The 21,607-nt window shown below is 53.4% G+C and carries 21 protein-coding genes; 11 read left to right on the top strand and 10 right to left on the bottom strand.

Going from position 1 to position 21,607, the window contains the following annotated elements:
* Positions 1 to 26 precede the first annotated feature (26 nt).
* Positions 27 to 1,466 (top strand): efflux transporter outer membrane subunit, encoded by a 1,440-nt coding sequence (locus tag ACI43T_RS00450; protein ID WP_405385229.1) that lies wholly within the window; start codon positions 27 to 29, stop codon positions 1,464 to 1,466.
* A gap of 239 nt (positions 1,467 to 1,705) precedes the next feature.
* On the opposite strand, the gene ACI43T_RS00445 is transcribed toward ACI43T_RS00450, so the two are convergent.
* Together ACI43T_RS00445 and ACI43T_RS00440 are read right to left on the bottom strand one after the other, a co-directional pair.
* On the bottom strand, positions 1,706 to 1,987 hold the full coding sequence (locus tag ACI43T_RS00445) for a hypothetical protein (RefSeq protein ID WP_009174214.1): 282 nt from the start codon (positions 1,985 to 1,987) through the stop codon (positions 1,706 to 1,708).
* A gap of 622 nt (positions 1,988 to 2,609) precedes the next feature.
* Positions 2,610 to 2,741, bottom strand: a complete 132-nt coding sequence (locus ACI43T_RS00440) for a hypothetical protein (RefSeq protein ID WP_405385228.1) — start codon at positions 2,739 to 2,741, stop codon at positions 2,610 to 2,612.
* A 134-nt stretch (positions 2,742 to 2,875) separates the two neighbouring features.
* On the opposite strand from ACI43T_RS00440, the gene ACI43T_RS00435 reads away from it, so the two are divergent.
* The 3 genes from ACI43T_RS00435 (at position 2,876) to rarD (ending at position 6,200) form a co-directional block, all read left to right on the top strand.
* The gene (locus tag ACI43T_RS00435) at positions 2,876 to 3,652 is read left to right on the top strand and encodes a FadR/GntR family transcriptional regulator (RefSeq protein WP_297957862.1); all 777 of its coding nucleotides are present in this window, start codon (positions 2,876 to 2,878) and stop codon (positions 3,650 to 3,652) included.
* A gap of 234 nt (positions 3,653 to 3,886) precedes the next feature.
* Positions 3,887 to 5,257: a DEAD/DEAH box helicase gene (locus ACI43T_RS00430; protein ID WP_405385227.1), complete on the top strand. Its 1,371-nt coding sequence runs from the start codon at positions 3,887 to 3,889 to the stop codon at positions 5,255 to 5,257.
* A 58-nt stretch (positions 5,258 to 5,315) separates the two neighbouring features.
* Positions 5,316 to 6,200 carry an EamA family transporter RarD gene (gene rarD, locus ACI43T_RS00425; protein ID WP_308022501.1) on the top strand — a complete coding sequence of 295 codons (885 nt, stop codon included), beginning with the start codon at positions 5,316 to 5,318 and terminating at the stop codon, positions 6,198 to 6,200.
* A gap of 56 nt (positions 6,201 to 6,256) precedes the next feature.
* Here the strand turns inward: rarD and ACI43T_RS00420 are convergent, their stop codons facing one another.
* A complete protein-coding gene (locus ACI43T_RS00420) occupies positions 6,257 to 6,907 on the bottom strand; it encodes a GrxB family glutaredoxin (RefSeq protein ID WP_308022498.1) in 651 nt (216 codons plus the stop codon).
* 230 nt (positions 6,908 to 7,137) lie between these two features.
* Here ACI43T_RS00420 and ACI43T_RS00415 point away from each other — a divergent pair, with 230 nt between their 5' ends.
* A complete protein-coding gene (locus ACI43T_RS00415) occupies positions 7,138 to 9,351 on the top strand; it encodes a RelA/SpoT family protein (protein ID WP_377079469.1) in 2,214 nt (737 codons plus the stop codon).
* Positions 9,352 to 9,423: 72 nt separating this feature from the next.
* Here ACI43T_RS00415 and hemL read toward each other — a convergent pair whose 3' ends face one another.
* Positions 9,424 to 10,710 carry a glutamate-1-semialdehyde 2,1-aminomutase gene (gene hemL / locus ACI43T_RS00410; protein ID WP_377079490.1) on the bottom strand — a complete coding sequence of 429 codons (1,287 nt, stop codon included), beginning with the start codon at positions 10,708 to 10,710 and terminating at the stop codon, positions 9,424 to 9,426.
* Between the two features lie 234 nt (positions 10,711 to 10,944).
* On the opposite strand from hemL, the gene ACI43T_RS00405 reads away from it, so the two are divergent.
* Positions 10,945 to 11,328: a hypothetical protein gene (locus tag ACI43T_RS00405; RefSeq protein ID WP_377079470.1), complete on the top strand. Its 384-nt coding sequence runs from the start codon at positions 10,945 to 10,947 to the stop codon at positions 11,326 to 11,328.
* A gap of 147 nt (positions 11,329 to 11,475) precedes the next feature.
* On the top strand, positions 11,476 to 12,804 hold the full coding sequence (gene miaB, locus ACI43T_RS00400) for a tRNA (N6-isopentenyl adenosine(37)-C2)-methylthiotransferase MiaB (protein WP_377079471.1): 1,329 nt from the start codon (positions 11,476 to 11,478) through the stop codon (positions 12,802 to 12,804).
* Positions 12,805 to 12,980: 176 nt separating this feature from the next.
* Here the strand turns inward: miaB and ACI43T_RS00395 are convergent, their stop codons facing one another.
* The 3 genes from ACI43T_RS00395 to ACI43T_RS00385 are packed head-to-tail and all read right to left on the bottom strand — an operon-like array spanning position 12,981 to position 15,051.
* Positions 12,981 to 13,748, bottom strand: a complete 768-nt coding sequence (locus ACI43T_RS00395) for a hypothetical protein (protein ID WP_405385226.1) — start codon at positions 13,746 to 13,748, stop codon at positions 12,981 to 12,983.
* A complete protein-coding gene (locus tag ACI43T_RS00390) occupies positions 13,730 to 14,764 on the bottom strand; it encodes a beta-ketoacyl synthase N-terminal-like domain-containing protein (RefSeq protein ID WP_405385382.1) in 1,035 nt (344 codons plus the stop codon). Before ACI43T_RS00390 ends, ACI43T_RS00395 begins: the two co-directional genes overlap by 19 nt.
* On the bottom strand, positions 14,761 to 15,051 hold the full coding sequence (locus tag ACI43T_RS00385; RefSeq protein WP_003763573.1) for a phosphopantetheine-binding protein: 291 nt from the start codon (positions 15,049 to 15,051) through the stop codon (positions 14,761 to 14,763). Before ACI43T_RS00385 ends, ACI43T_RS00390 begins: the two co-directional genes overlap by 4 nt.
* 106 nt (positions 15,052 to 15,157) lie before the next feature.
* On the opposite strand from ACI43T_RS00385, the gene ACI43T_RS00380 reads away from it, so the two are divergent.
* The 4 genes from ACI43T_RS00380 to ACI43T_RS00365 all read left to right on the top strand — a co-directional run bounded on the left by ACI43T_RS00380 (position 15,158) and on the right by ACI43T_RS00365 (position 17,852).
* Complete coding sequence (locus ACI43T_RS00380) at positions 15,158 to 15,367, top strand: hypothetical protein (protein ID WP_377079473.1); 210 nt, start codon at positions 15,158 to 15,160, stop codon at positions 15,365 to 15,367.
* A gap of 213 nt (positions 15,368 to 15,580) precedes the next feature.
* Complete coding sequence (locus ACI43T_RS00375; protein ID WP_377079474.1) at positions 15,581 to 16,042, top strand: hypothetical protein; 462 nt, start codon at positions 15,581 to 15,583, stop codon at positions 16,040 to 16,042.
* 89 nt (positions 16,043 to 16,131) lie between these two features.
* Entirely contained in the window at positions 16,132 to 17,247 is a 1,116-nt protein-coding gene (locus tag ACI43T_RS00370) for a hypothetical protein (RefSeq protein ID WP_377079475.1), read from the top strand.
* Between the two features lie 83 nt (positions 17,248 to 17,330).
* A complete protein-coding gene (locus ACI43T_RS00365; protein WP_377079476.1) occupies positions 17,331 to 17,852 on the top strand; it encodes a lytic enzyme in 522 nt (173 codons plus the stop codon).
* 391 nt (positions 17,853 to 18,243) lie between these two features.
* On the opposite strand, the gene ACI43T_RS00360 is transcribed toward ACI43T_RS00365, so the two are convergent.
* The 3 genes from ACI43T_RS00360 to ACI43T_RS00350 all read right to left on the bottom strand — a co-directional run bounded on the left by ACI43T_RS00360 (position 18,244) and on the right by ACI43T_RS00350 (position 21,509).
* Entirely contained in the window at positions 18,244 to 19,497 is a 1,254-nt protein-coding gene (locus ACI43T_RS00360) for an ABC transporter permease (RefSeq protein ID WP_377079477.1), read from the bottom strand.
* Positions 19,494 to 20,408, bottom strand: coding sequence for an ABC transporter ATP-binding protein (locus tag ACI43T_RS00355; protein ID WP_405385225.1), 915 nt, complete (start codon positions 20,406 to 20,408; stop codon positions 19,494 to 19,496). Before ACI43T_RS00355 ends, ACI43T_RS00360 begins: the two co-directional genes overlap by 4 nt.
* A 108-nt stretch (positions 20,409 to 20,516) precedes the next feature.
* Positions 20,517 to 21,509, bottom strand: a complete 993-nt coding sequence (locus tag ACI43T_RS00350; protein WP_377079478.1) for a BtrH N-terminal domain-containing protein — start codon at positions 21,507 to 21,509, stop codon at positions 20,517 to 20,519.
* Between the last annotated feature and the right edge of the window lie 98 nt (positions 21,510 to 21,607).

Here is a 21,607-nt window from a genome sequence, read left to right as displayed (position 1 = left end):
GACGGCATCTATAACGAGGATTAGACATGAAAAATATCACATTCAAGCCTGTTTTGAGCGTTCTGGCTGCCGCTGTCGCCCTGTCGGCCTGTACCATGATTCCGAAATACGAACAGCCCGCAGTGAACGTGCCCGAAACATTCAAATACGATACGCAGGCCGGAACAGGCATCCAAGCGGCTTCCTTGGGGTGGCAGGACTATTTCGCCGACCCGCGCCTGTACCGTTTGATTGACATTGCGTTGGAGCGCAATACCGATTTGCGTACCGCCGCACTGAACGCCGAAGGGCTGCGCAAGCAGTATATGATTAGCCGCGCCGACCTGCTGCCGGGCATCAATGCCACCGGTAGCGGTTCGCGCGGCCGCACGGCGAAGGATTTGAGTTCGACCGGCAATTCTAATGTTTCTTCGGCCTATAACGTCGGACTGGGCGTAACGTCATACGAATTGGACCTGTTCGGCAAAGTGCGCAGCAATACCCAAGCCGCGCTGCAAACTTATTTCAGCAGCCTTGCCGCGCGCGATTCGGCCCATTTGAGCCTGATTGCTTCGGTGGCCAAAGCCTATTTCAACGAACTTTACGCCCAAGATTCGATGAAGCTGGCGCAAAACGTGTTGAAATCGCGCGAGCGGACTTTCAAACTGACGCAGTTGAAACACAAGGCGGGTGTTATTTCCGCCGTCGATCTGAGCCAGCAGCAGGCACTGATAGAATCGGCCAAAGCAGATTATGAAAACGCCGTTAAAAACAGGGAACAGGCGCGCAATGCGCTGGCCGTGTTGATAAACGGCCCGATTCCCGAAGACCTGCCCGCACCGCTGCCGCTGGACAAGCAGTTTAAAATCACCAAGCTGCCGGCCGGCCTGTCTTCGGAAGTATTGCTGAACCGGCCCGACATCCGTGCCGCCGAGTTTGATTTGAAAAAAGCCAATGCCAATATCGGCGCGGCGCGCGCGGCGTTTTTCCCCAGCATCAGCCTGACCAGCACCATAGGCACGGGTTCGACCGAATTGAGCGGCCTGTTTAAAGGCGGCAACCGCACATGGGCGTTTGCGCCGACCATCAACCTGCCGATTTTCAACTGGGGCAGCAACAAAGCCAATTTGGATTACGCCAAAATCCAGCAGCAGGTTCAGATTGTGAATTATGAGGCGGCCGTGCAGTCGGCTTTCCGCGACGTTTCCGACGCACTTGTCGCCCGTGAACAGTTGGACAAAACCTATGCCGCCAACCGCCGGCAGAGCAAGGCTTACGCCGATGCGCTGCGTTTGGTCCGCCTGCGCTACAAACACGGCGTTTCCAGTGCGCTGGATTTGCTGGATGCCGAACGCAGCAGTTATGGCGCCGATACGGCCCTGTTGTCTAACCAGTTGACCCGTTTGGAAAACCTTGCCGATTTGTATAAAGCGCTCGGCGGCGGTTTGAAACGTATGACCGGTGAAACCGAAGGCTCGTCGAAATAAGCGTTGCGTTCGAGCATAAGAGGCCGTCTGAAAACAGGATTTACGTTTTCAGACGGCCTCTTTTTCCGTTTTTCGGGAAGATTCCGTATGGAAGAGGCCGGACGTCAGCCGGTTTGTCATGGCGGCACAGTCAACCTCTCATGCCATGCTGACACCAAAACAAAAGGCCGTCTGAAATTTTCAGACGGCCTTTTGCCGCTTTTAAACGACTGCTTGTTAGGGAGTAAACAAAGACGGCCTTATTTTTTAGCCGGAACAGCCGGAGCGGTAGCCGGAGCCGCTTCCTGAGTCGGAGCGGGAGCAGCTTGTGCGGGAACGGATACGCGTTCGAAACCTTTGCCTTTCATACATGCGTCAAAAGTGGCGCTGTCCTGACCGGCTCCGCCGGCCTGTTGGCATTGCTGTTTCGCTTCTTCAACGCTCATCTGCTGCGGAGCTTGGTTTTCTTCCGCAGACTTGTTGCTGGCACATGCGCTTAACATCAAACCAGCTGCGATTGTCGAAATCAATAATTTTTTCATTTGTATAATCCTTAGTCTGTTTATGGTCGTCAGAAGCCGTAATCCGCCGATGCGGCAAACGCATTCGGACATCATTGGGCGGTCCTGTGTTAGAGATTGGATTCGGCGGATTTAGTTTCAAATCATGATGTAAGTTTACGCTAAGGGAATAGGCGGAGTGTTAATGACAAAAACAAAAACAGTCCGAACTCAAAAGTTTGTGCTGTTAAAGCGGAATGTTTGCCCGAATGTTATTTGCCGGGGGAGAACCGGCGTTCGCGGCAAAACGTAAGCCCGAGGCAGCGGCAGTATGTCGATAAAGAGGCAGGAAAAAGCGCTGTGGTTTTGAATTCAAGTTTCTGTGGCTGAAGAGTCTCCCAATGTTTTCTGATACATCCGAATAATTGGTTAAACCAATATCGGAATTGCGCAGGTTCGCAAAACTTTGATATGCCGGAAAATTATTTTTCAGACGGCCTTATCCGGCTTGATGGAGGCATCTGCTTAAAATCAAATAAAACAAATTGTTATTAAAGATGTAAAATGCAGTCCTGTGTGGTTTGATGCGCTTGAGAAGCATGGGGCGGGATGTTGACGGGGGTATGGGCTGTTATTAGAATACGCCGCATTGGTCAGTCCAATTTCAAAAGTGCGCGGCTTTGTAGCTTGGAATGGAGGCCGTCTGAAAACCTTGGACGAAACCCCGTTTCACTGATGCCTTGTTTTCAGACGGCCTTTTATATGGATTGGGATAGGAAATATCCAAATTCTCCATATAGCCGTTTCAAAAGTCGGTGAACGCTTTATTTAAAGGCATTTTAAACGTAGCAGATGCTGTTGTATGGGGCAGAATACCGCCGTTATCGAATGGCCGGTCCGCCCTGAATCAAGCAAAAAAGAGGGATAAAGATGGCGAAACTGGTTCGGCCGCAAAAAGTCAGCGACCAAGTATTGTCGGTTTTGGAAGAACGCATCGCGGCGGGCATTTACGAAGAAGGCGGCAAAATCCCGCCCGAGCGCACGCTGGCGGAAGAGTTCGGCGTATCGCGTCCGTCGGTCAGGGTCGCGCTGAACATACTGATTGCGCGGCAGGTTTTGGAAGCGCGGCAGGGCGACGGCTATTACGTTTCCGTCAAACCGCAACAAGATTTCCTCCAAAGCTGGCAGGAATTGCTCGGCAAACATTCCAACTGGGAAACCGACGTTTTCGATTTCAGCTGCCACATCGAAGGCTGCATGGCATCGCTGGCTGCCGAGAGGCGCACCGATGCCGATTTGAAACGGATTGATTTTTGGCGGCAAAAATTCGAATCCGCCTGCGAAAGCGGCCATCTGGAACACCAAACCGAAGCTGACGTGAGCTTCCATCAAACCATCGCCGACGCCGCGCACAACATCCTCTTCAGCCACCTCTCCGGCGGCCTGCTCAAAATGCTCTACCGCCAGACGCGCAGCAGCATCATCTACTTCAACCAAACCGAAGACCCGCGCCCGAAGCTGATTGCCCAACACCGCGCCATCTACGAAGCCATCTTGGAACGCCGCCCTGCCGATGCCGCCGAAGCCGCAAAAATACACTTAAACTACGTCGCCAACAGCATATTGCAAAACAGGGAATACAAAAGCCGCAACGAACACGCCGACACGCTGGCGCAGAACGATTTGAAGCGGGTGCAGGATTGGTGAGAAGTAAATCCGCATTTTGACCTTCATCCTGTCTTCCAGGCCGTCTGAAAACAAGGTTTCAGACGGCCTGATATGTATCGGCCCTTCGGTCGGCGCATCCCTGCGGCCTGATAAAGCGGTATGTTTTGTGGCATAATCCGAAGTTCGAAGCAAACCGTCTGTTTGCATCCGACACACTATTTTTCAGACGGCCTGCATACCGCAAAAGGCCGTCTGAACAGAGAGACGACCGATATGAATCCATTTGCATCCCTCGGCTTGGGCAGCGAAATCGTTTCCGCGCTGACCGAGCAAGGTTACGAAACCCCGACCCCCATCCAAACCGCCGCCATCCCCAAAGCACTCGCCGGCCACGACCTCTTGGCCGCCGCCCAAACCGGCACGGGCAAAACCGCTGCCTTTATGCTGCCCGCGTTGGAACGGCTCAAGCGCTACGCTACCTCCAGCACTTCGCCCGCGATGCACCCCGTGCGTATGCTGGTGTTGACCCCGACGCGCGAACTCGCCGACCAAATCGACCAAAACGTGCAGGGTTACATCAAAAACTTGCCGTTGCGGCATACCGTCCTCTTCGGCGGCGTCAACATGGACAAACAAACCGCCGACCTGCGTGCCGGCTGCGAAATCGTCGTCGCCACCGTCGGCAGGCTGCTTGACCACGTCAAACAGAAAAACATCAACTTAAACAAAGTCGAAATCGTCGTTCTCGACGAAGCCGACCGTATGCTGGATATGGGTTTCATCGACGACATCCGCAAAATCATGCAGATGCTACCCAAACCACGTCAAACCCTGCTCTTTTCCGCAACCTTTGCCCCGCCCATCCGCAAGCTCGCCAAAGACTTCATGAACGCGCCCGAAATCGTCGAAGTCGCCGCGCAAAACACCACCAGCGCCAATGTCGAGCAGCACATCATCGCCGTTGACGCGCTCAAAAAACGCAACCTCTTAGAGCGGCTGATTGTCGATTTGCAGATGAACCAAGTCATCGTGTTCTGCAAAACCAAACAAAGCGTCGACCAAGTCACCCGCGACCTCGTGCGCCGCAACCTTGCCGCCCAATCCATCCACGGCGACAAATCCCAGCAAAGCCGCCTCGAAACCCTCAACGCCTTCAAGGAAGGCAGCCTGCGCGTCCTCGTCGCCACCGACGTCGCCGCACGCGGTTTGGACATCGCCGAGCTGCCCTTCGTCATCAACTACGAGCTGCCGACCCAGCCCGAAGACTACGTCCACCGCATCGGACGCACCGGCAGGGCAGGCGCGGACGGCGTCGCCATTTCCCTGATGGACAAAACCGAGCAAAAAATGTTTGAAGCCATCAAAGAATTGACCGGCAACGACTTGGTAGTCGAACGCATCGAAGGCTTCGAGCCGCAGTGGTGGGGCGGGGCGGATACCGCGTCTTCCGAAGAAAGCAGGCCGTCTGAAAGCCGCCGCGAACGCCGGCGCGACAACGCGCGCAAGGCAGGCGAACGCAGCGACAAACCCCATGCCGATAAAACCGATCCGGGCGCGGCCTGCGGAAAAATCGCCGGACGCAACCGCCGCAGCCGCCGCGAACGCCAGCCGTGCGCACTCTTACAACCGAATTACGGCGCATAAAAAATTACACGGCATACTGATTAAAACACGTCCGGAGAAAACGATGCCGTCTGAAGCAATGCCGCAGACCGCCAAAGGCGTACTCGCCGCCGTTGCGTCCAACGTACTGTTTGCCATGCTGTTTCTGTATAGCAGCTGGATGAAGCCGATGAACGGTACCGACGTATTCGCATGGCGCATGGTCGGAATGCTGTTTGCCCTGTTCGCCCTAGCAAGCCTGACACACAGTTGGCAGGGCGCGCTGAATTTCGCCGCCGGCATCGGCAAAGACTGGAAACGCTGGCTGCTCGTCATCCTGCCTACGCCGATACTCGCCAGCCAGCTTTGGCTGTTTGTCTGGTCGCCCGTCAACGGCGAGGGCATCAACGTCGCCATGGGTTATTTCCTGTTTCCGCTGGCCATGATGTTGGTAGGCAGGATTTGGTTCAAAGAACGGCTGGGCGGCCCGCAACGCCTTGCCGTAACATTGGCCTGCGCCGGCGTCGCCTGCCAACTGTGGCGCAACGGCGCATTTTCATGGGTGACGGTGTGGGTGTTCGGCACCTATCCGCTGTATTACCTGCTGCGCCGCAAACTGGGCGTGCCGTCCCTTATCGGCCTGCTCGTCGACTTGATTATCATCACCCCCTGTATGCTGGTGTATATCGTTTTCTTTTCCGACAGCCCGGGCATGATAGCCGCCCAACCGAGTTTGATTGCATTCATCGTTCTGATCGGCATCAACAGCGCGCTGGCGATGTATCTGAACCTTCAGGCCAACAACATGCTGCCGATGGCCGTATTCGGCATGCTGAGTTATCTCGAACCTATTTTACTGTTCGTCATCGCGGTGCTCTGGCTGGACGAACCGCTCGAAAACAGCGCCCTCGCCGGCTACGGCCTGATTTGGCTGGGTCTGAGCGTGATGATAGCTAACAGTTTAATTAGAATGAAGAAAAAATAAACAAAGGCCGTCTGAAAATTTTTCAGACGGCCTTTGGCGCTTATGGAAGCGGGTTTTCACAAGGCGCGGTCGAAATAGAGCGGTACGCTGCTTTGCGCGCTCATCCGCGCTAAGTAGTCTGCGATTTTTGCCGGCCACTGTACGCCGCGGACGACGGTGAGGTTGCGCAGAATCGGAAAGGTCAGGATGTCTTCCATGCCGATTTCGCCGCCGATGCCGTCCGAACCGGAAGCGGCGAGGGTTTCCAGTTGGGCAAGGTCTTGGTTGAGCCGTTCCAGATATTGTGCGGTTTCGTTTAGGTTGGTTTCGAAGTTGCCGATGTTTTTCTCTTTTTTATCAATGAAGTATTGTACCGCTGATTCGGTGGCGAACTCAGGCAGGCCGATTTTGACCAGGCGCGGCTGGGCAAGGCGGTTGTTGTATTCGCCGACTTTGTCGAGCCATGCCTGCAATTCGGGGCGGACTTCGGTTTTCAGACGGCCTTTGCCAGCCGTTTCGTCGATATAGTGTACGATGTCGAGGCTTTCGCCCATAAACGTGCCGTCGTCTTTTTCCAGAATCGGGACTTGTTTGGCACCAATCATGCCGATGGGGGTGTCTTCGTCGTCATTGGCGAGGATGATGTTTTCCACTTCTACGCCGCGCAGGCCGAAAATCATGCGGGCGCGGACGCAGAACGGACAATGGTCGTATATATAAAGCTTCATGTTTATGCTCCGAATGGGTGGCGGATAGGGCTAACATAGCATTTCAGGCCGTCTGAAACAAGGGCTGCGGACGGCTCGGCGGTATTAGGCCTATTTGATATAGGCTCAATAGATATTATTAATCCTACCCGTTTTTGATACAATATAAACGACCGACAAACAGTCAATAATCCTTTCTCAAGGCCGCCGTCTTGCGGCCGGTTTGTTCCGACACCTATCTAGGAAGCACCATGAACGGCATCCTCCACACTCCGAGCAGTATCGCGCCCGACCTTGAAAATTACCGCGGCTGGTTCGACGGTTATCTCGCAGGCTTGCCCGACAAAGATGTGCGGCTGCTTCAGACGGCCTTGAAACTGGCACAGCGGCATTATCCCGCCGAAGCGAAGACCGACAGCGGAGAGCCGTTGTTGAGCAATCTGATGGGGGCGGCGCAGATGGTCAACGACATGGATTTGCTGCCAGATGCCGTCGCCGCCACCCTCCTTGCCGCTATTTCGGGTTACTGTCCCGACTGGCAGCAGGTCGTTACCGAGCAGTGCAACGCAACCATCTGCGAGCTGGTCAAAGGTGTGGACGAAGTGCAGAAGCTCACCCACTTCGCCCGAGTGGACAGCCTTGCCACTTCCGAAGAGCGCGCCCAGCAAGCCGAAACCATGCGTAAAATGCTGCTGGCGATGGTGACCGACATCCGCGTCGTGCTAATCAAACTCGCCATGCGCACCCGCACCATGCAGTTTCTCAGCAATATCCCCGACTGCCCCGAAAAACGTGCTGTTGCCAAAGAAACCCTCGACATTTTTGCCCCGCTCGCCAACCGTCTGGGCGTGTGGCAGCTCAAATGGCAGCTTGAAGACCTCGGCTTCCGCCATCAAGAACCCGAAAAATATCGCGAAATCGCGCTGCTTTTGGACGAAAAACGCACCGAGCGCCTCGAATATATCGAAAACTTCCTCAACATCCTGCGCGCGGAGCTCAAAAAATACAACGTTCACTTTGAAGTCGCCGGCCGCCCGAAACACATCTACTCCATTTACAAAAAAATGGTGAAGAAAAAACTCAGCTTCGACGGGCTGTTCGACATCCGCGCCGTGCGGATTTTGGTCGATACCGTCCCCGAGTGTTACACCACGCTGGGCATCGTCCACAGCCTCTGGCAGCCTATCCCGGGCGAGTTCGACGACTACATCGCCAACCCCAAAGGCAACGGCTATAAAAGTTTGCACACCGTCATCGTCGGCCCGGAAGACAAAGGCGTGGAAGTGCAAATCCGCACCTTCGATATGCACCAATTCAACGAATTCGGTGTCGCCGCCCACTGGCGTTACAAAGAGGGCGGCAAGGGCGATTCCGCCTACGAACAAAAAATCGCTTGGTTGCGCCAACTCTTGGACTGGCGAGAAAACATGGCGGAAAGCGGCAAGGAAGACCTCGCCGCCGCCTTCAAAACCGAGCTTTTCAACGACACGATTTACGTCCTGACCCCGCACGGCAAAGTCCTCTCCCTGCCTACGGGCGCGACTCCCATCGACTTCGCCTACGCCCTGCACAGCAGCATCGGCGACCGCTGCCGCGGCGCGAAAGTTGAAGGGCAAATCGTGCCGCTGTCCACCCCGCTCGAAAACGGACAGCGCGTCGAAATCATTACCGCCAAAGAAGGGCATCCTTCCGTCAACTGGCTCTACGAAGGCTGGGTCAAATCCAGCAAGGCAATCAGCAAAATCCGCGCCTACATCCGCCAGCAAAACGCCGACACCGTGCGCGAAGAAGGCCGCGTCCAGCTCGACAAGCAGCTTGCCAAACTCACGCCCAAGCCCAACCTGCAAGAGCTTGCCGAAAATCTCGGCTACAAAAAACTCGACGACCTCTACACCGCCGTCGGACAGGGCGAAATTTCCAACCGCGCCATCCAGAAAGCCTGCGGCACGCTGAACGAACCGCCGCCCGTGCCCGTCAGCGAAACCACCATCGTCAAACAGTCCAAAATCAAAAAAGGCGGCAAAACCGGTGTGCTCATCGATGGCGAAGACGGGCTGATGACCACGCTGGCCAAATGCTGCAAACCCGCGCCGCCCGACGATATTGTCGGCTTCGTTACCCGCGAACGCGGCATTTCCGTACACCGCAAAACCTGCCCCTCTTTCCAACACCTCGCCGAACAAGCGCCTGAAAAAGTGTTGGACGCAAGCTGGGCGGCGTTGCAGGAAGGGCAAGTGTTCGCCGTCGATGTCGAAATCCGCGCCCAAGACCGCTCAGGGCTTTTGCGCGACGTATCCGACGCGCTCGCCCGCCACAAACTCAACGTTACCGCCGTGCAAACCCAGTCCCGCGACTTGGAAGCCAGCATGAGGTTCACGCTCGAGGTCAAACAAGTCAACGACCTCCCGCGCGTCCTCGCCAGCCTCGGCGACGTCAAAGGCGTGTTGAGCGTAACGAGGTTGTAGCGCGGGGCGCAGAAATGGCAAGAGGCCGTCTGAAAGAATTTTCAGACGGCCTCTGTTACAAACGGATGCCCGTTATTCAGCCATTCCGGCGAACACCGCTTCCGCCGCCGCCACGGTTTCGTCTATCAGCTCGGGCGTGTGCGCAGCGGAGACGAAGCCCGCTTCGTAGGCCGACGGGCCGAAGGCGACGCCGCGTTCCAACATGCCGTGGAAGAAATGTTTGAAACCGTCGGTATTCGAGCGCGCCATGTCGGCGTAGTTTTGCGGCACATGGTCGGCGAAATACAGGCCGAACATGCCGCCCACGCTGTCGGCGGTGAACGCCACGCCTGCTTTGGCGGCGGCCGTCTGAAAACCTTTAACCAACTGTTCGGTGCGCGCGGTCAGGTCTTCGTAGAAGCCTTCGCGCCGGATGATTTCCAGTGTTTTCAGTCCGGCCGCCACGGCCACGGGGTTGCCCGACAAAGTGCCCGCCTGATACACGCCGCCCAGCGGGGAGATGCAGGCCATGATGTCTTTGCGCCCGCCGAACGCCGCCAGCGGCATACCGCCGCCGATGACTTTGCCCATCGTGGTCAGGTCGGGCGTGATGCCGTGCAGCGACTGCGCGCCGCCGAGCGCGACGCGGAAGCCGGTCATCACTTCGTCGTAAATCAACACCGCGCCGTGTTTGTCGGTGAGGGAGCGCAGGGCGCGGACGAAGTTTTCAGACGGCCTGACCAGATTCATATTGCCCGCGAACGGTTCGACAATCACGCAGGCAATTTCGCCGCCGATTTTTTCAAACGTTTCTTCCAGTTGGGCGGTGTTGTTGTATTCGAGCACCAGCGTGTGCTTGGTGAAATCGGCCGGCACGCCGGCGGAAGACGGATTGCCGAAGGTAAGCAGGCCGCTGCCGGCTTTGACCAGCAAGCTGTCGGAATGGCCGTGGTAGCAGCCTTCGAACTTGATGATTTTGTCGCGGCCGGTAAAGCCGCGCGCGAGGCGGATGGCCGACATGGTGGCTTCGGTGCCTGAGCTGACCAGCCGCAGTTGTTCGACGCTGGGCACGAGTTCGGCAATTTTTTCGGCGATGACGATTTCCGCCTCGGTGGGCGCGCCGAACGACAATCCGCCCAAAGCCGCTTCGCGCACAGCCTCGATGACTTCGGGATGCGCGTGCCCCACAATCGCAGGCCCCCACGAGCCGACGTAATCGGTGTAGCGCGTGCCGTTTTCGTCCCACACATACGCGCCTTGGGCTTTTTTGATGAAGCGCGGCACGCCGCCGACGCTGCCGAATGCGCGGACGGGGGAGTTTACGCCGCCGGGGATGATGGCTTTGGCGCGGTTGAACAGGGTTTCGTTGCGGTCGGTCATAATCATTCCTTTCAAGGCCGTCTGAAAACGCGGTTCCAGCACGGTAAAACGGGATTCAAAACGGGGATATTCTAACATTTATCGCGTTTTTCAGACGGCCTTTGACACTGCGCCGGACCGTTTGCGCGCGCCGTAAAAATTGTTCTGTAAAAACAACCACTATGGGCATGTTTTGCCCCGCTGTGTTATAATCCCGCCCCTGTACCGATTATTAAGTATTTAAGAAAGATAAACATGTTACGCGGATTCATTGCTGTTTCAATATTGCTCCTGTCGTCGCTGACTTGGGCGCGCATCCTGCCGGACGATATGGATGTTGCCGTTTTAAAACGAATCGACCTGCCTTATGTAGAATTGAGCAGCGGCGGTTTTTCATGGATGAAGGTACTGACGCTGGGCTGGATAGACGGCAACGCCGCCACATTCCAGCTTGCGCGCGGCGTCCGCCTGAGGGACGAAAACGACCGCTTCCTCGTGTTGGGCAGGCTGACCGTGCAGTCGGGCAAACCCGTGGCCGTGAAACGCGATGCTGCGGGCGTCATCCGCGAACTTTGGCTGCTGAACGACGACGAAGTGGCCGCGTTCAAAGAAAAAGCCGCTGCGGCGCAGGCAAAATAAATATAGCGTTCCGCATCGGCGGTTTGTTTTCAGACGGCCCGGCCATCTGCCCGCAGGCCGTCTGAAAACCGAAAAGCGCAAGGCGTCCGGCCTTGCTTTTTTGCCCCCGCAGGGGCGTAAAACCATTGCAGACAGTAACAAACTACCATGAAAAAAGTATTTATCCGCACCTTCGGCTGCCAAATGAACGAATACGACAGCGAAAAAATGCTCGCCGTACTCGCTGAGGAAAACGGCGGCATCGAACAAGTGACCGAAGCCGACGAAGCCGACATCATCCTCTTCAACACCTGCTCAGTGCGTGAAAAAGCGCAGGAAAAAGTGTTCTCCGACTTAGGCCGCGTGCGCCCGCTCAAAGAGAAAAATCCCGACCTCATCATCGGCGTTGCCGGCTGCGTCGCCTCCCAAGAAGGCGAAAACATCATCAAACGCGCGCCTTATGTGGACGTCGTCTTCGGCCCGCAAACGCTGCACCGCCTGCCCAAAATGATTGTGGATAAAGAAACCAGCGGCCTGTCGCAAGTCGATATTTCCTTCCCCGAAATCGAAAAATTCGACCACCTGCCGCCCGCCCGCGTCGAAGGCGGCGCAGCATTCGTGTCCATCATGGAAGGCTGTTCCAAATACTGCTCGTTCTGCGTCGTCCCCTACACCCGCGGCGAAGAATTCTCCCGCCCGCTGAACGACGTTTTGACCGAAATCGCCAACCTTGCTCAGCAAGGCGTGAAAGAAATCAACCTCTTGGGACAAAACGTCAACGCCTATCGCGGCGAAATGGAAGACGGCGAAATCTGCGACTTCGCCACCCTGCTGCGCATCGTCCACGAAATCCCCGGCATTGAGCGTATGCGCTTCACCACCAGCCACCCGCGCGAGTTTACCGACTCGATTATCGAGTGCTACCGCGACCTGCCCAAGCTGGTGTCGCACCTGCACCTACCGATTCAAAGCGGTTCCGACCGCGTATTGAGCGCGATGAAACGCGGCTACACCGCCTTGGAATACAAATCCATCATCCGCAAACTGCGCGCCATCCGCCCAGATTTGTGCCTGAGCAGCGACTTCATCGTCGGCTTCCCCGGCGAAACCGAGCGCGAATTCGAGCAAACGCTGAAACTGGTGAAAGACATCGCCTTTGATTTAAGTTTCGTCTTCATTTACAGCCCGCGCCCCGGCACGCCCGCCGCCAACCTGCCGGACGACACGCCGCACGAAGAAAAAGTGCGCCGCTTGGAAGCACTGAACGAAGTAATTGAAGCCGAAACCGCCCGCATCAACCAAACCATGCTCGGCACGGTGCAGCGCTGCTTGGTGGAAGGCATCTCCAAAAAAGACCCCGACCAACTCCAAGCCCGCACCGCCAACAACCGCGTGGTCAACTTCACCGGCACGCCCGATATGATCAACCAAATGATCGATTTGGAAATCACCGAAGCCTACACCTTCTCCCTGCGCGGCAAACCGGTCGAAGCGTAACGGATTGGGAATTGATGAAGGCCGTCTGAAATTTTCAGACGGCCTTTTCGCAAATGCAGGACGGACGCTTGCTTTTGCGGCCCGCCCGCCCGAACAGTGCAACAAATGGAAAACATATTTTCCGTTATGCCCGCGCGGGTAACACGGCGAGGCATATTTATTTTTATTTCCATCCGCTATATCGCCGATTTTTTAACCGTTATCCTATCTTTTTCATGCTCCGCTTTGCGCGTGTCCAACGTCCATGTTCCGGCTGCCGCCGAATTGTCGCACCTTCCCAGCTCTTCCGCCCAATCGGCAATATCCTGCCAATAGTATCTTTGCGTTTCAGAGTGCGCAGCCTCCTGACGGGACGGCCTTTCAGCTTCTTTAGTTTGTCCGCCCAAGGTAACGGGAACGCCGTGTTCCGCGCCGTGTCCAAGCAAAATCCAAATGCTGCCTTCGCGCGTATCGGCGTGGGCGGCTTGGTGTTCGTATGCCCAACCGACTGCGGCCTGTCCGCCGTTTGGCAAGGATTGTGCGGCGAGCAGCAGGGGATGGAAACGGGTTTCCAAATGGCGTTCGGTAGCAACCGCCAACGTTGCGCCGTGTGTGCCTAGGGTTTGCGCGGCATGAAAAACGGGGGCGTTGTGCAGGTTGGCGATGAAGTCGAAAGGCATGGCGGCATGGTGGTTGAACACGTTATCCACCATTTTTTCAAACACGGACGGCGAGGAAAACGGCGTGCCGAGGAATACGGCGCAATCGTGGCGGATTTCGCCTTGTCCGCGCAGCAGGCCTGCGCCGAGTGCTGCAATCAGGCTCAGGCGGCTGAGGCGGCGGGCGTCCGTGCCGCTTTGCTGCTGCAAGGTTTGTTTGAGGATTTTGTTGCCGACGGCTGCTTCGGTGTCGAAACGCGCGGCGGCAGTGATGCGGATGTCGGGATTTATGATTGCCATTGCCATACCATAGCTGTGTTGCTGCCGCCGAAACCGAAATGGTTGGCGAGACAGAAAACGTCATCTGAAAACTCGATTTCGCGTCCTTGATAATCGGTAGCGCCGCCTTGTTTCAGGGCGGACAAGAGCAGCGCGGTTTCGAGGGCGGCGGTTGCGCCGAGGGTGTGGCCGATTTGCGCTTTGAATGCCATCAGCGGCGGAAGGGTGCCGAACACGGTTTCCAGCGCAGCCAGTTCGGCGGCGTCGCTGTCGGCGGTGCCGATGCCGTGGGTTTTGACGGCGGCGATGTTTTCGGGTGCAACGGCGGCGATGTTTAAAGCGCGGCGGATAACCTGTTCCAACGCCTTACTGTTGCTTTGAATCAGGTCGTTGCCGGTATTGGCGGCGTGTCCGACGAGTTTCAGACGACCTGCACAGTCGGGCGGCGTGGCAGAGAGGGCGAGTGCGGCGACACCTTCGCCCAAAATCAGACCGTTGCCGCCGAAGGGCCGATAGCGTTCGGTAAACAAACCCAAGCTGTGGAAATGCAGCAGGGTCAGGCGGTTGAGGTTTTCGATGCCGAGGACGAAGGCGCGTTCAGCCCCGCCGCGCAAACAATTGTCTGCCTGAATCAGCGCATGGGCGGACGAGGTGCAGGCGGTCGCCAAACTGAAAATCTGCCGGTTGCCGCTGCGTTTGCGCAAATCTTCGGCAAGATAGAGCAAGCCGTGTTCCCCAATGTCCGTATTGCCCGCGCGGCGGCGGTTTTCGTATTCGGCGATGGCGTAGGAGCTCGAACCGATAAAAACCGGCGCATCGTGCCAGCTTTCAGACGGCCATCCGGCATCTTCGGCGGCGCGGCGCAAATGTTGTTCGGCAATATCCGCAAAAGCGGTGCTCCCCAAGCTGTCGTCGGCAAAAGCGCGGAAATAAGCGGCCTGCTGCGGCTGGTTTAAAAACGTATAAGACACCGCATCGGGTCGTCTGAAATCCGCCTGCGGATTCAGCGCGGAGGTGGCCGCCGTACCGCAAACCCAGCTCACGCCCCATGCTCCGCGCGGACGAACGCCGCCAAATCGCGCACGCACATCATATGCTTGCGCACCATGCGGTCGCCTTGCAGCCGCACTTGGAAATACTGTTGCAGCGCGACGCAGATTTGCAGCGCGTCGAGCGAATCCAAATCGACAGGGCTGCCATCGCCGAACAACGGCGCATCGTCGGTAAAGTCTTCGGCGGCAACGTCATCGGTTTTGTCGGCTTCTTGCAGAATCAGCTTTTTCAATTCCGCTTCCAGCGCGTGTTCTGCCAAGGTAAAGGTGTAGGACATTTTTTGCTTTCGTGTTTAGGGTGGGGATGGATGTCGGCTTGTGTTTTCAGACGGCCCAAGGTTTTCCAAACTGATATAATTTAAATTTCTCATGCAGCATTTTATCATGCCTCTATCCGCCTATCTTGCCTTAAGTGCAAACGTCTTGCTCCAACTGAACCATGAAGAAACAGCCCTGTTTGCTGAGGGTTTGCAGGTGAAAACACTGGTGGTGGGCAAATTGTTCTTGTGTGCGTGCGAGGTGTCGCGTGCAGCGAAAGGCAAAATCGTGCGGATAAAGCCTGAATTTTTTCAGATACCGTTTGATGTCATTTGAAAAGCTACTACATTTCTGAAACCAAAGATGATAGGAGAAGGATATGAAATTTGTCCAACGATTTGCTGTCGTACTGCTTGCTGGTTACGGTGTCGGCAGTCATTGCGGCAGGTAGCCTGTAAAATATGAATGACCAAATATTGATACATTGTGCATAAGTTGTTATTATGATCATAATGAACTAAGTTTCTGCAAATTTAAGGAGTATTCAAAATGAGAAAAACATTATTTTTCTCTGTGATTTTAATGGGCGTAGCTTTTTGTTATGCCCAAGATGTTTCAACACTTTCTGCATTTCGAGATACCATTAAAAAATCAACTGATGGAAAAACATATAATTTATGTGAAATAGGAAAACGCAATCAACTGGATGAAATCGGAGATGATTGTTTATATGGTCTATCTCTGGATTTGGACGCGGCGATAGATAAAAGGTATAAAGATCTACAAGCTAAAAATAAACAAAATAAGCTGAAACCAAAATTACCTCAGAATTATTTTTCAAAATTGAAGGAAAAATATAATGCTTACAAAGAAAAGGCCTGTTTCAATCCTTTGGTTGAGGAAACTGGAGGGATGAAAACGGCGTATGAAAGCACTTATCTAGTCTGTTATATAGAGCAAAAATTATTTCAGTTAAAAACTCTTGAGCGCTTTGATAAAGAAATCTTTTAGTTTTTATGTCTTAAACAATAGTTTATGAGCAGCTTTAAAAATTTAGGAAAACTTTTTCTTATTGACTTAATTTTGGAAAGGAATCAAGGATGAGTCAAAAAACACAATATGGCCCTCGTTTCACTGGTGGTGATCATTTAAGGCCGGAAGATGGTTTTAAATATTATCTGCACAAAACCATGATGGTGAACGAATTAGACAATGGTTATGGTGGATATTTAATGTCTAATGCCGGTAAAGGTTCAAGTGGTCCGAGTTTTGGGCCTATTCAATATGATATTGGTAGTAATAATAAAGATGGGCGTGTATTACTTGAAAAAGTGGCAACACAGGCTAAAAATGGTGATGGTAAACGTTTTGTATCTGATGAGGAAATCAAGCAGATGCAAAGACATTTATATAAACCATTCAATAAGATGTCTCAAGAAGAGAAGCAAATATATGATCATTTAAAACCAAAATTGGATAAGGCTTTAAGTTCTGAAATAGGTATGCAATTAATTAACCAGGATTATCCAAAAGCCTTGGATAAAAAGATTAATGATGTAAATAAGGTCATTAATCAAATTAATATCCCAGAAAATAAGAGATTCCTTGAATCTAGTATGCAAGCTAAAGTCTTTATTGCAGATATTGGTAACCAATATGGCTCAGTTGTAAACGAGAAACTTAAGCAATTTCTTAATCAAACTGAACATGATAAAGGTGTTACTCTGCCTGGATATGTAAATAAAAAAAATAAAGAATATAGTGTTCCACCACATACAGTAAAAGTACGTGGTCAATTAGATATGGAAGATCTTAAAAATTTCCGTATGAATACAGCGTATGGTGTTGGATTAAAGACAAAAAAAGATCCCCAAGGGCTTAAAACACATCAAGATGCCATTCGTAGAGATGAAAATATAGAAAAAATTACTGCTCCAACTCGTCAGCAAGATAATCAGAAATCTGCCGAGTTCAATACAAGCAGTAATAATAATCCAGCCGACCGTCTCCACGCCCTAATCCAAGGTTTTAAAAACGATACCGATGGTTCATTCGCTGCCAAAGCCTTGGCTGAAAATGCTGACGTGGTGGCAAACTTCAGAGCCGAACAGCAAGAGGTATTGAAAGAACGCAGCCAACAACAGCAGCAGGAGGTTGCACAAAATACGCCGCAGATTCAAGAAGAGCGCAGCTATGGCGGCCGTTCGTTTGGTTGAGTAATCGGTTGTTGAAAATGGATTTGAAGGAGTGCGGATTAAAGCATTCCTTCATCTTTTTATTATTTTATGGAAAGTAAATCATGGATAATAACGAAATCGAGCGCGCCCATAATCTTTTACTTGAAACTGCCGAAGTTATGGCGCAATTTAAGCAGAACAGTAGTCATATTGTTCGAAGTCTTCAGGAAAAATTGGATAAATCTCTTTGTGATCAGCGCGAAATGATTACGGACATGGTTAGGAACGAGGTAATGCGAGAGATGTCGGTTTCAGTTGCGGGATATGTTAGAGACATGGAAAATGCCCGCAACCAAATGGTAAACCAAGTGAGGGAATTTAATTCTTATCTGAACAAAGTTAATGAGGAAAACAAAAAAATATCTTCTCGATTGGTTTTGATCATTTCTATTTCTATGGCGACATTGATTATTGGCGGATTGGTACTGTTTTTCTTTTACTCCATGCTGATTGAGCAAAAAAGACAAGATGCGGATATGGTCGGCCGCATCAACCGTGCTAATATTGTGCGATGTGGTGATGAGCTTTGTGCTAAAACAGGTAAAAGCGTTGAAAATGGCTATCGGGTTATTCAGCACAGATGACGTAAAACCTTTCAGTATTCCTAAAGAAGTTTTCACCATCATGAAAACTTACCACTTTTTTCAGTATAGAACTACTATTAAAATCTAAATACAAGTTTTCAGACGGCCTTTGCGAATCAGAAAATTGTATTTCTGATTCGCAAACTGCTTTGTCACTTATCCATGATTGACAAACTTTTGAGTAAGACAATTTGTAAAAATTCTCTAAAATTTGACCGTTCTTTGGAGCCTGTAGTGACTGTATTTTTTACCCGATGGAGTTAAAAATACAGTCACTATTGGTTTTCTTTTTATTGAAGCAAGTTGAAACTGTTATAGTTTTAATAAAAAAGCTGTCCGAAATTTAAACATAATTTCGGACGGCCTTTTTTATGGTTTTGACAACGTTTTTTTAAAACCGCACCTGCGTCTGCAACTGTCTGCGGTAAACCAGCACGGCGGCGGTCAGGGTGGTGGCGGCGAAGGCGGACAGCAGGATAAGGTAGCGGCCGATTCCGTCCAGTCCGCTGCGGTTGAGCAGCAGTTCTTGAAAGGCCTTCAGACCCCATGCCATCGGGGAAATCCAAGTGAGTTGCTGCATGGTTTCTGGCATGACGTGGGCGGGTACCATAATGCCGCCGATTGCCGCCATCAGGATGATGCCGCCGCCGCCGAGGACGACGGCATGTTCGGTGGATTTGGCGCAGACGCTGACCAAAAGCGCGTAGCCGAGTGCGGCGGCGCTGACGGCGGCGGACAGCAGCGCGTAGGGAACAAGGCTGCCGTTGAGTATGAGGGCGGGCACGCCGATTTCGGGCAGCAGGTAACGGCCGAGCAGCAGCATTCCGACAAACTGAAGCTGGTTAATCAGGAAATAGGGGACGAGTTTGGCGGCAATTAGACCGGACGCGGAGGCGCGGGCGAGACGCAGGCGGGTGATGGTGTTGGTCTGGCGTTCCAGCGCCATGACGTTTGACAGCGGTATCATGATGAAAAACATACCGAAAATCAGCCATGCGGGAACGCTGTGCTGTACGGCGTTGGGTTTTTCCACCGTGCCGCTGCCTGCGCTCAGGTAGTGTTCTTCCAGCATTTTTTTATCTAAAAAGCTGCGCACGGCGGCGAATTGTTCGTCGTTTTTTTCATCGACTTTTTTCTGGATGTCTTTGCGGATGGAGCGGGGCAGTTTTTTATTGTCGATTTTGATGCCGTCGTTGTTGTCGAAATAGGCGTCCAGCCGCGTTTGGGTGTAGTGCTGCTGCAAAACGCCTTTAACCGCCGCCAGCCATGAAGGCTCGGTATCGGGCGGTACATAGATTTGCAAGGCTTTGTTGTCGGCGATTTTGCCGGAAGCGGGGTTCGGGTTGTGCAGCACCAGTTGGAAACGTTTGTCGTGCAGGCCGTTTTGCGCGTCGGTCAGTTTTTCAGACGACATCAGCGTGACATGAATCTGCTCTTTTTCCAGCGCGGCGGCCAGCGCGGTATTGACGCTGTCGTCTGCCGCGCCGACCAGCGCGATGCGGCTGTCGGTGTGCGGGTCTTGGTCGCGGCTCAGCGCCAACGACATAATCAGCATGAAAGCGATGGGCATCACAAACAACACGGCCAAACCGTGCAGGTCGCGGCAGAGCAGTTTGAGTTCTTTGAGGAGGGAGGAGGTTGTCATTGTGGATTTTGCTTATCTGTTGCTGGCTCGTCTTTGCGCAGGAAATCAAGGTAAAACGTTTCCAGCGAACCGTGTCCCTGCTGGAAGTAGCGGATTTGCGCGCCGCTTTTTTGCAGGGCGGCGTAAACGGCGGCGGCATCGTGCGCCGTTTCCATCATGCCGCGGCTGTCCACTTGCTTTGCACCCAAAGCGGCCAGCGTCTGAGGCAGCAGCGACGGTTCAACGGTAAAACGCACGACATCGGTTTGCGTGCTTAGAAGCTCGTCCAAACCGCCGTGGTACACCAGTTTGCCGTGTTGCAACAGCGCGATTTTGCCGCAAAGCTGCTCGATTTCAGACAGATAGTGCGAGGTGTAAACCACCGTTACTCCCTGCCGCGTCAAATCCGCCACGCTGTCGAGGATAAAGCGGCGCGACTGCGGGTCGATGCCGACTGTGATTTCGTCGAGGAACACCAGTTGCGGCGTGTTAATCAGGCCGATGGCAAAATTCAGACGACGTTTAAGCCCGCCCGAAAGATGCTTTGCCGCTTTGTTTTTGTGGGCGGTCAGGTCGGTCTGTTCCAACAGCGCGTTCAGACGGCCTTTGTCGCGCACTTTGTAAAGCGAGGCGAAAAACAGCAGGTTGTCCCACACCGAAAGCTGCGGATAAAACGCAAAATCCTGCGGCACCAAACCGATTTTCTGCCGTTCGCTGCGGCTTAACAGGCGCAAAGGCTTGCCGTCAAACAAGATTTCGCCCTGCCGTACTTCCTGCAAGCCGGCCAAAAGCGACATCAGCGTCGTTTTCCCCGCACCGTTGTGACCGAGCAGCCCCAAACATTCGCCGTCGGCAATGTCGAACGACACATTGTCCAGCGCGGCAGTTTCGGCTTTGGGATAACGGTGGGAGAGGGATTGGATTTGAATCATGGTTTCAGACGGCCTTAGTATGGGTGGAGCATAGTGAAATCGCTACGGCATCGGTTTACCTGCGCGCAAACGTTTATAGAAAATTTATCGATACCGCATGATTCCCCATTATTTCAACAATCCCCGCCACAACGCTTCTTCATCATCCGCAATCTTGCGCAAAAACGCGGCGATTTCGCGGCAGCCGTTTTCAGACGGCTTTTTGCACTGCTTCACGCACATCGCTGCAAACTGCCGCCATTGGTCGCCGATGGCGGTCATTTGTTCCGAGGCCGTCTGAAACGCGGGGTTGTCGCAGATACGGGCAGCCTGCTCGAGGAAATAGGCGTAGATATAGCGGAAACCCGCGCCGCCGGTGCCGATTTCTTCCTGCATCCGCACGAGATGGCCGAGAAACAGCTTTTGGTATTTTTCATTTCGTTTGGCGGGCAGGGCTTCGATGTTTTTTGCCAACGTGCGGATGCCTTTTACGCCGACGAAAAAAACGGGCGGGAGCATTTGTTTGGCGTTTTTGCGTATGGCTTTGCGGATGATGGCGGGTAAGTCGGCCTTAACTTTTTCAGACGGCCTGTCGTTTTCCAGCGTGTACATCATGCCTTTGGCGGCCAATACGCCTTTGGCGAAGCGCGCCCGCTGCAAATCTTCGGCGGCGCAGCGCTGCACTGTTTCAAACACGGGGTCGCTGATCAGGTAGTCGCCGCCGTCTTTGCCGTACACCAAGAGATTGTGCGCGTTGAAATGGAAACGCATTTGCGGCGGGAAATACGGCAGCCAGAATACGGAGGTCTGCAAACCCGCCAGTTTGCCCGATGAAAGCGCGGCATCCAGCGCGTCTTGTCCCTTTTTAGCATTGGAAAATTTGCGGGCGGACAATTTCAGCCCCAATGCCTTGCAGGTGTTTTTGATGATGCCGCGCGGTGCGATGCGGTAGGAAACCAGCGGCATGCCGCCCAGCTTGACGACGGGCAGCCAGACAAAGGTCAGCGCGTGGGCGATGCCGAAAATCATGGCTTCGTCCAAATCGTGGCCGTGGTATTTGAGCAGTGTGGACATTACGCCGCTTTCGCAGTGGGCGGTATGCTGGTGTGGGAATTCGGTCATGGGGGTATCAATCGGGTGTCTGTTTAGAAGTATTTTTATGGTTAGGCGGCTGCGTTTCAAACACAGGTAAGGTCGTCTGAAAAACAAATCAGGGCAGG

The organism is Neisseria oralis (assembly GCF_045062685.1).
GTDB classification, from domain to species: Bacteria; Pseudomonadota; Gammaproteobacteria; order Burkholderiales; family Neisseriaceae; genus Neisseria; species Neisseria oralis.
This window is presented reverse-complemented; position numbering and strand designations above follow the sequence as displayed.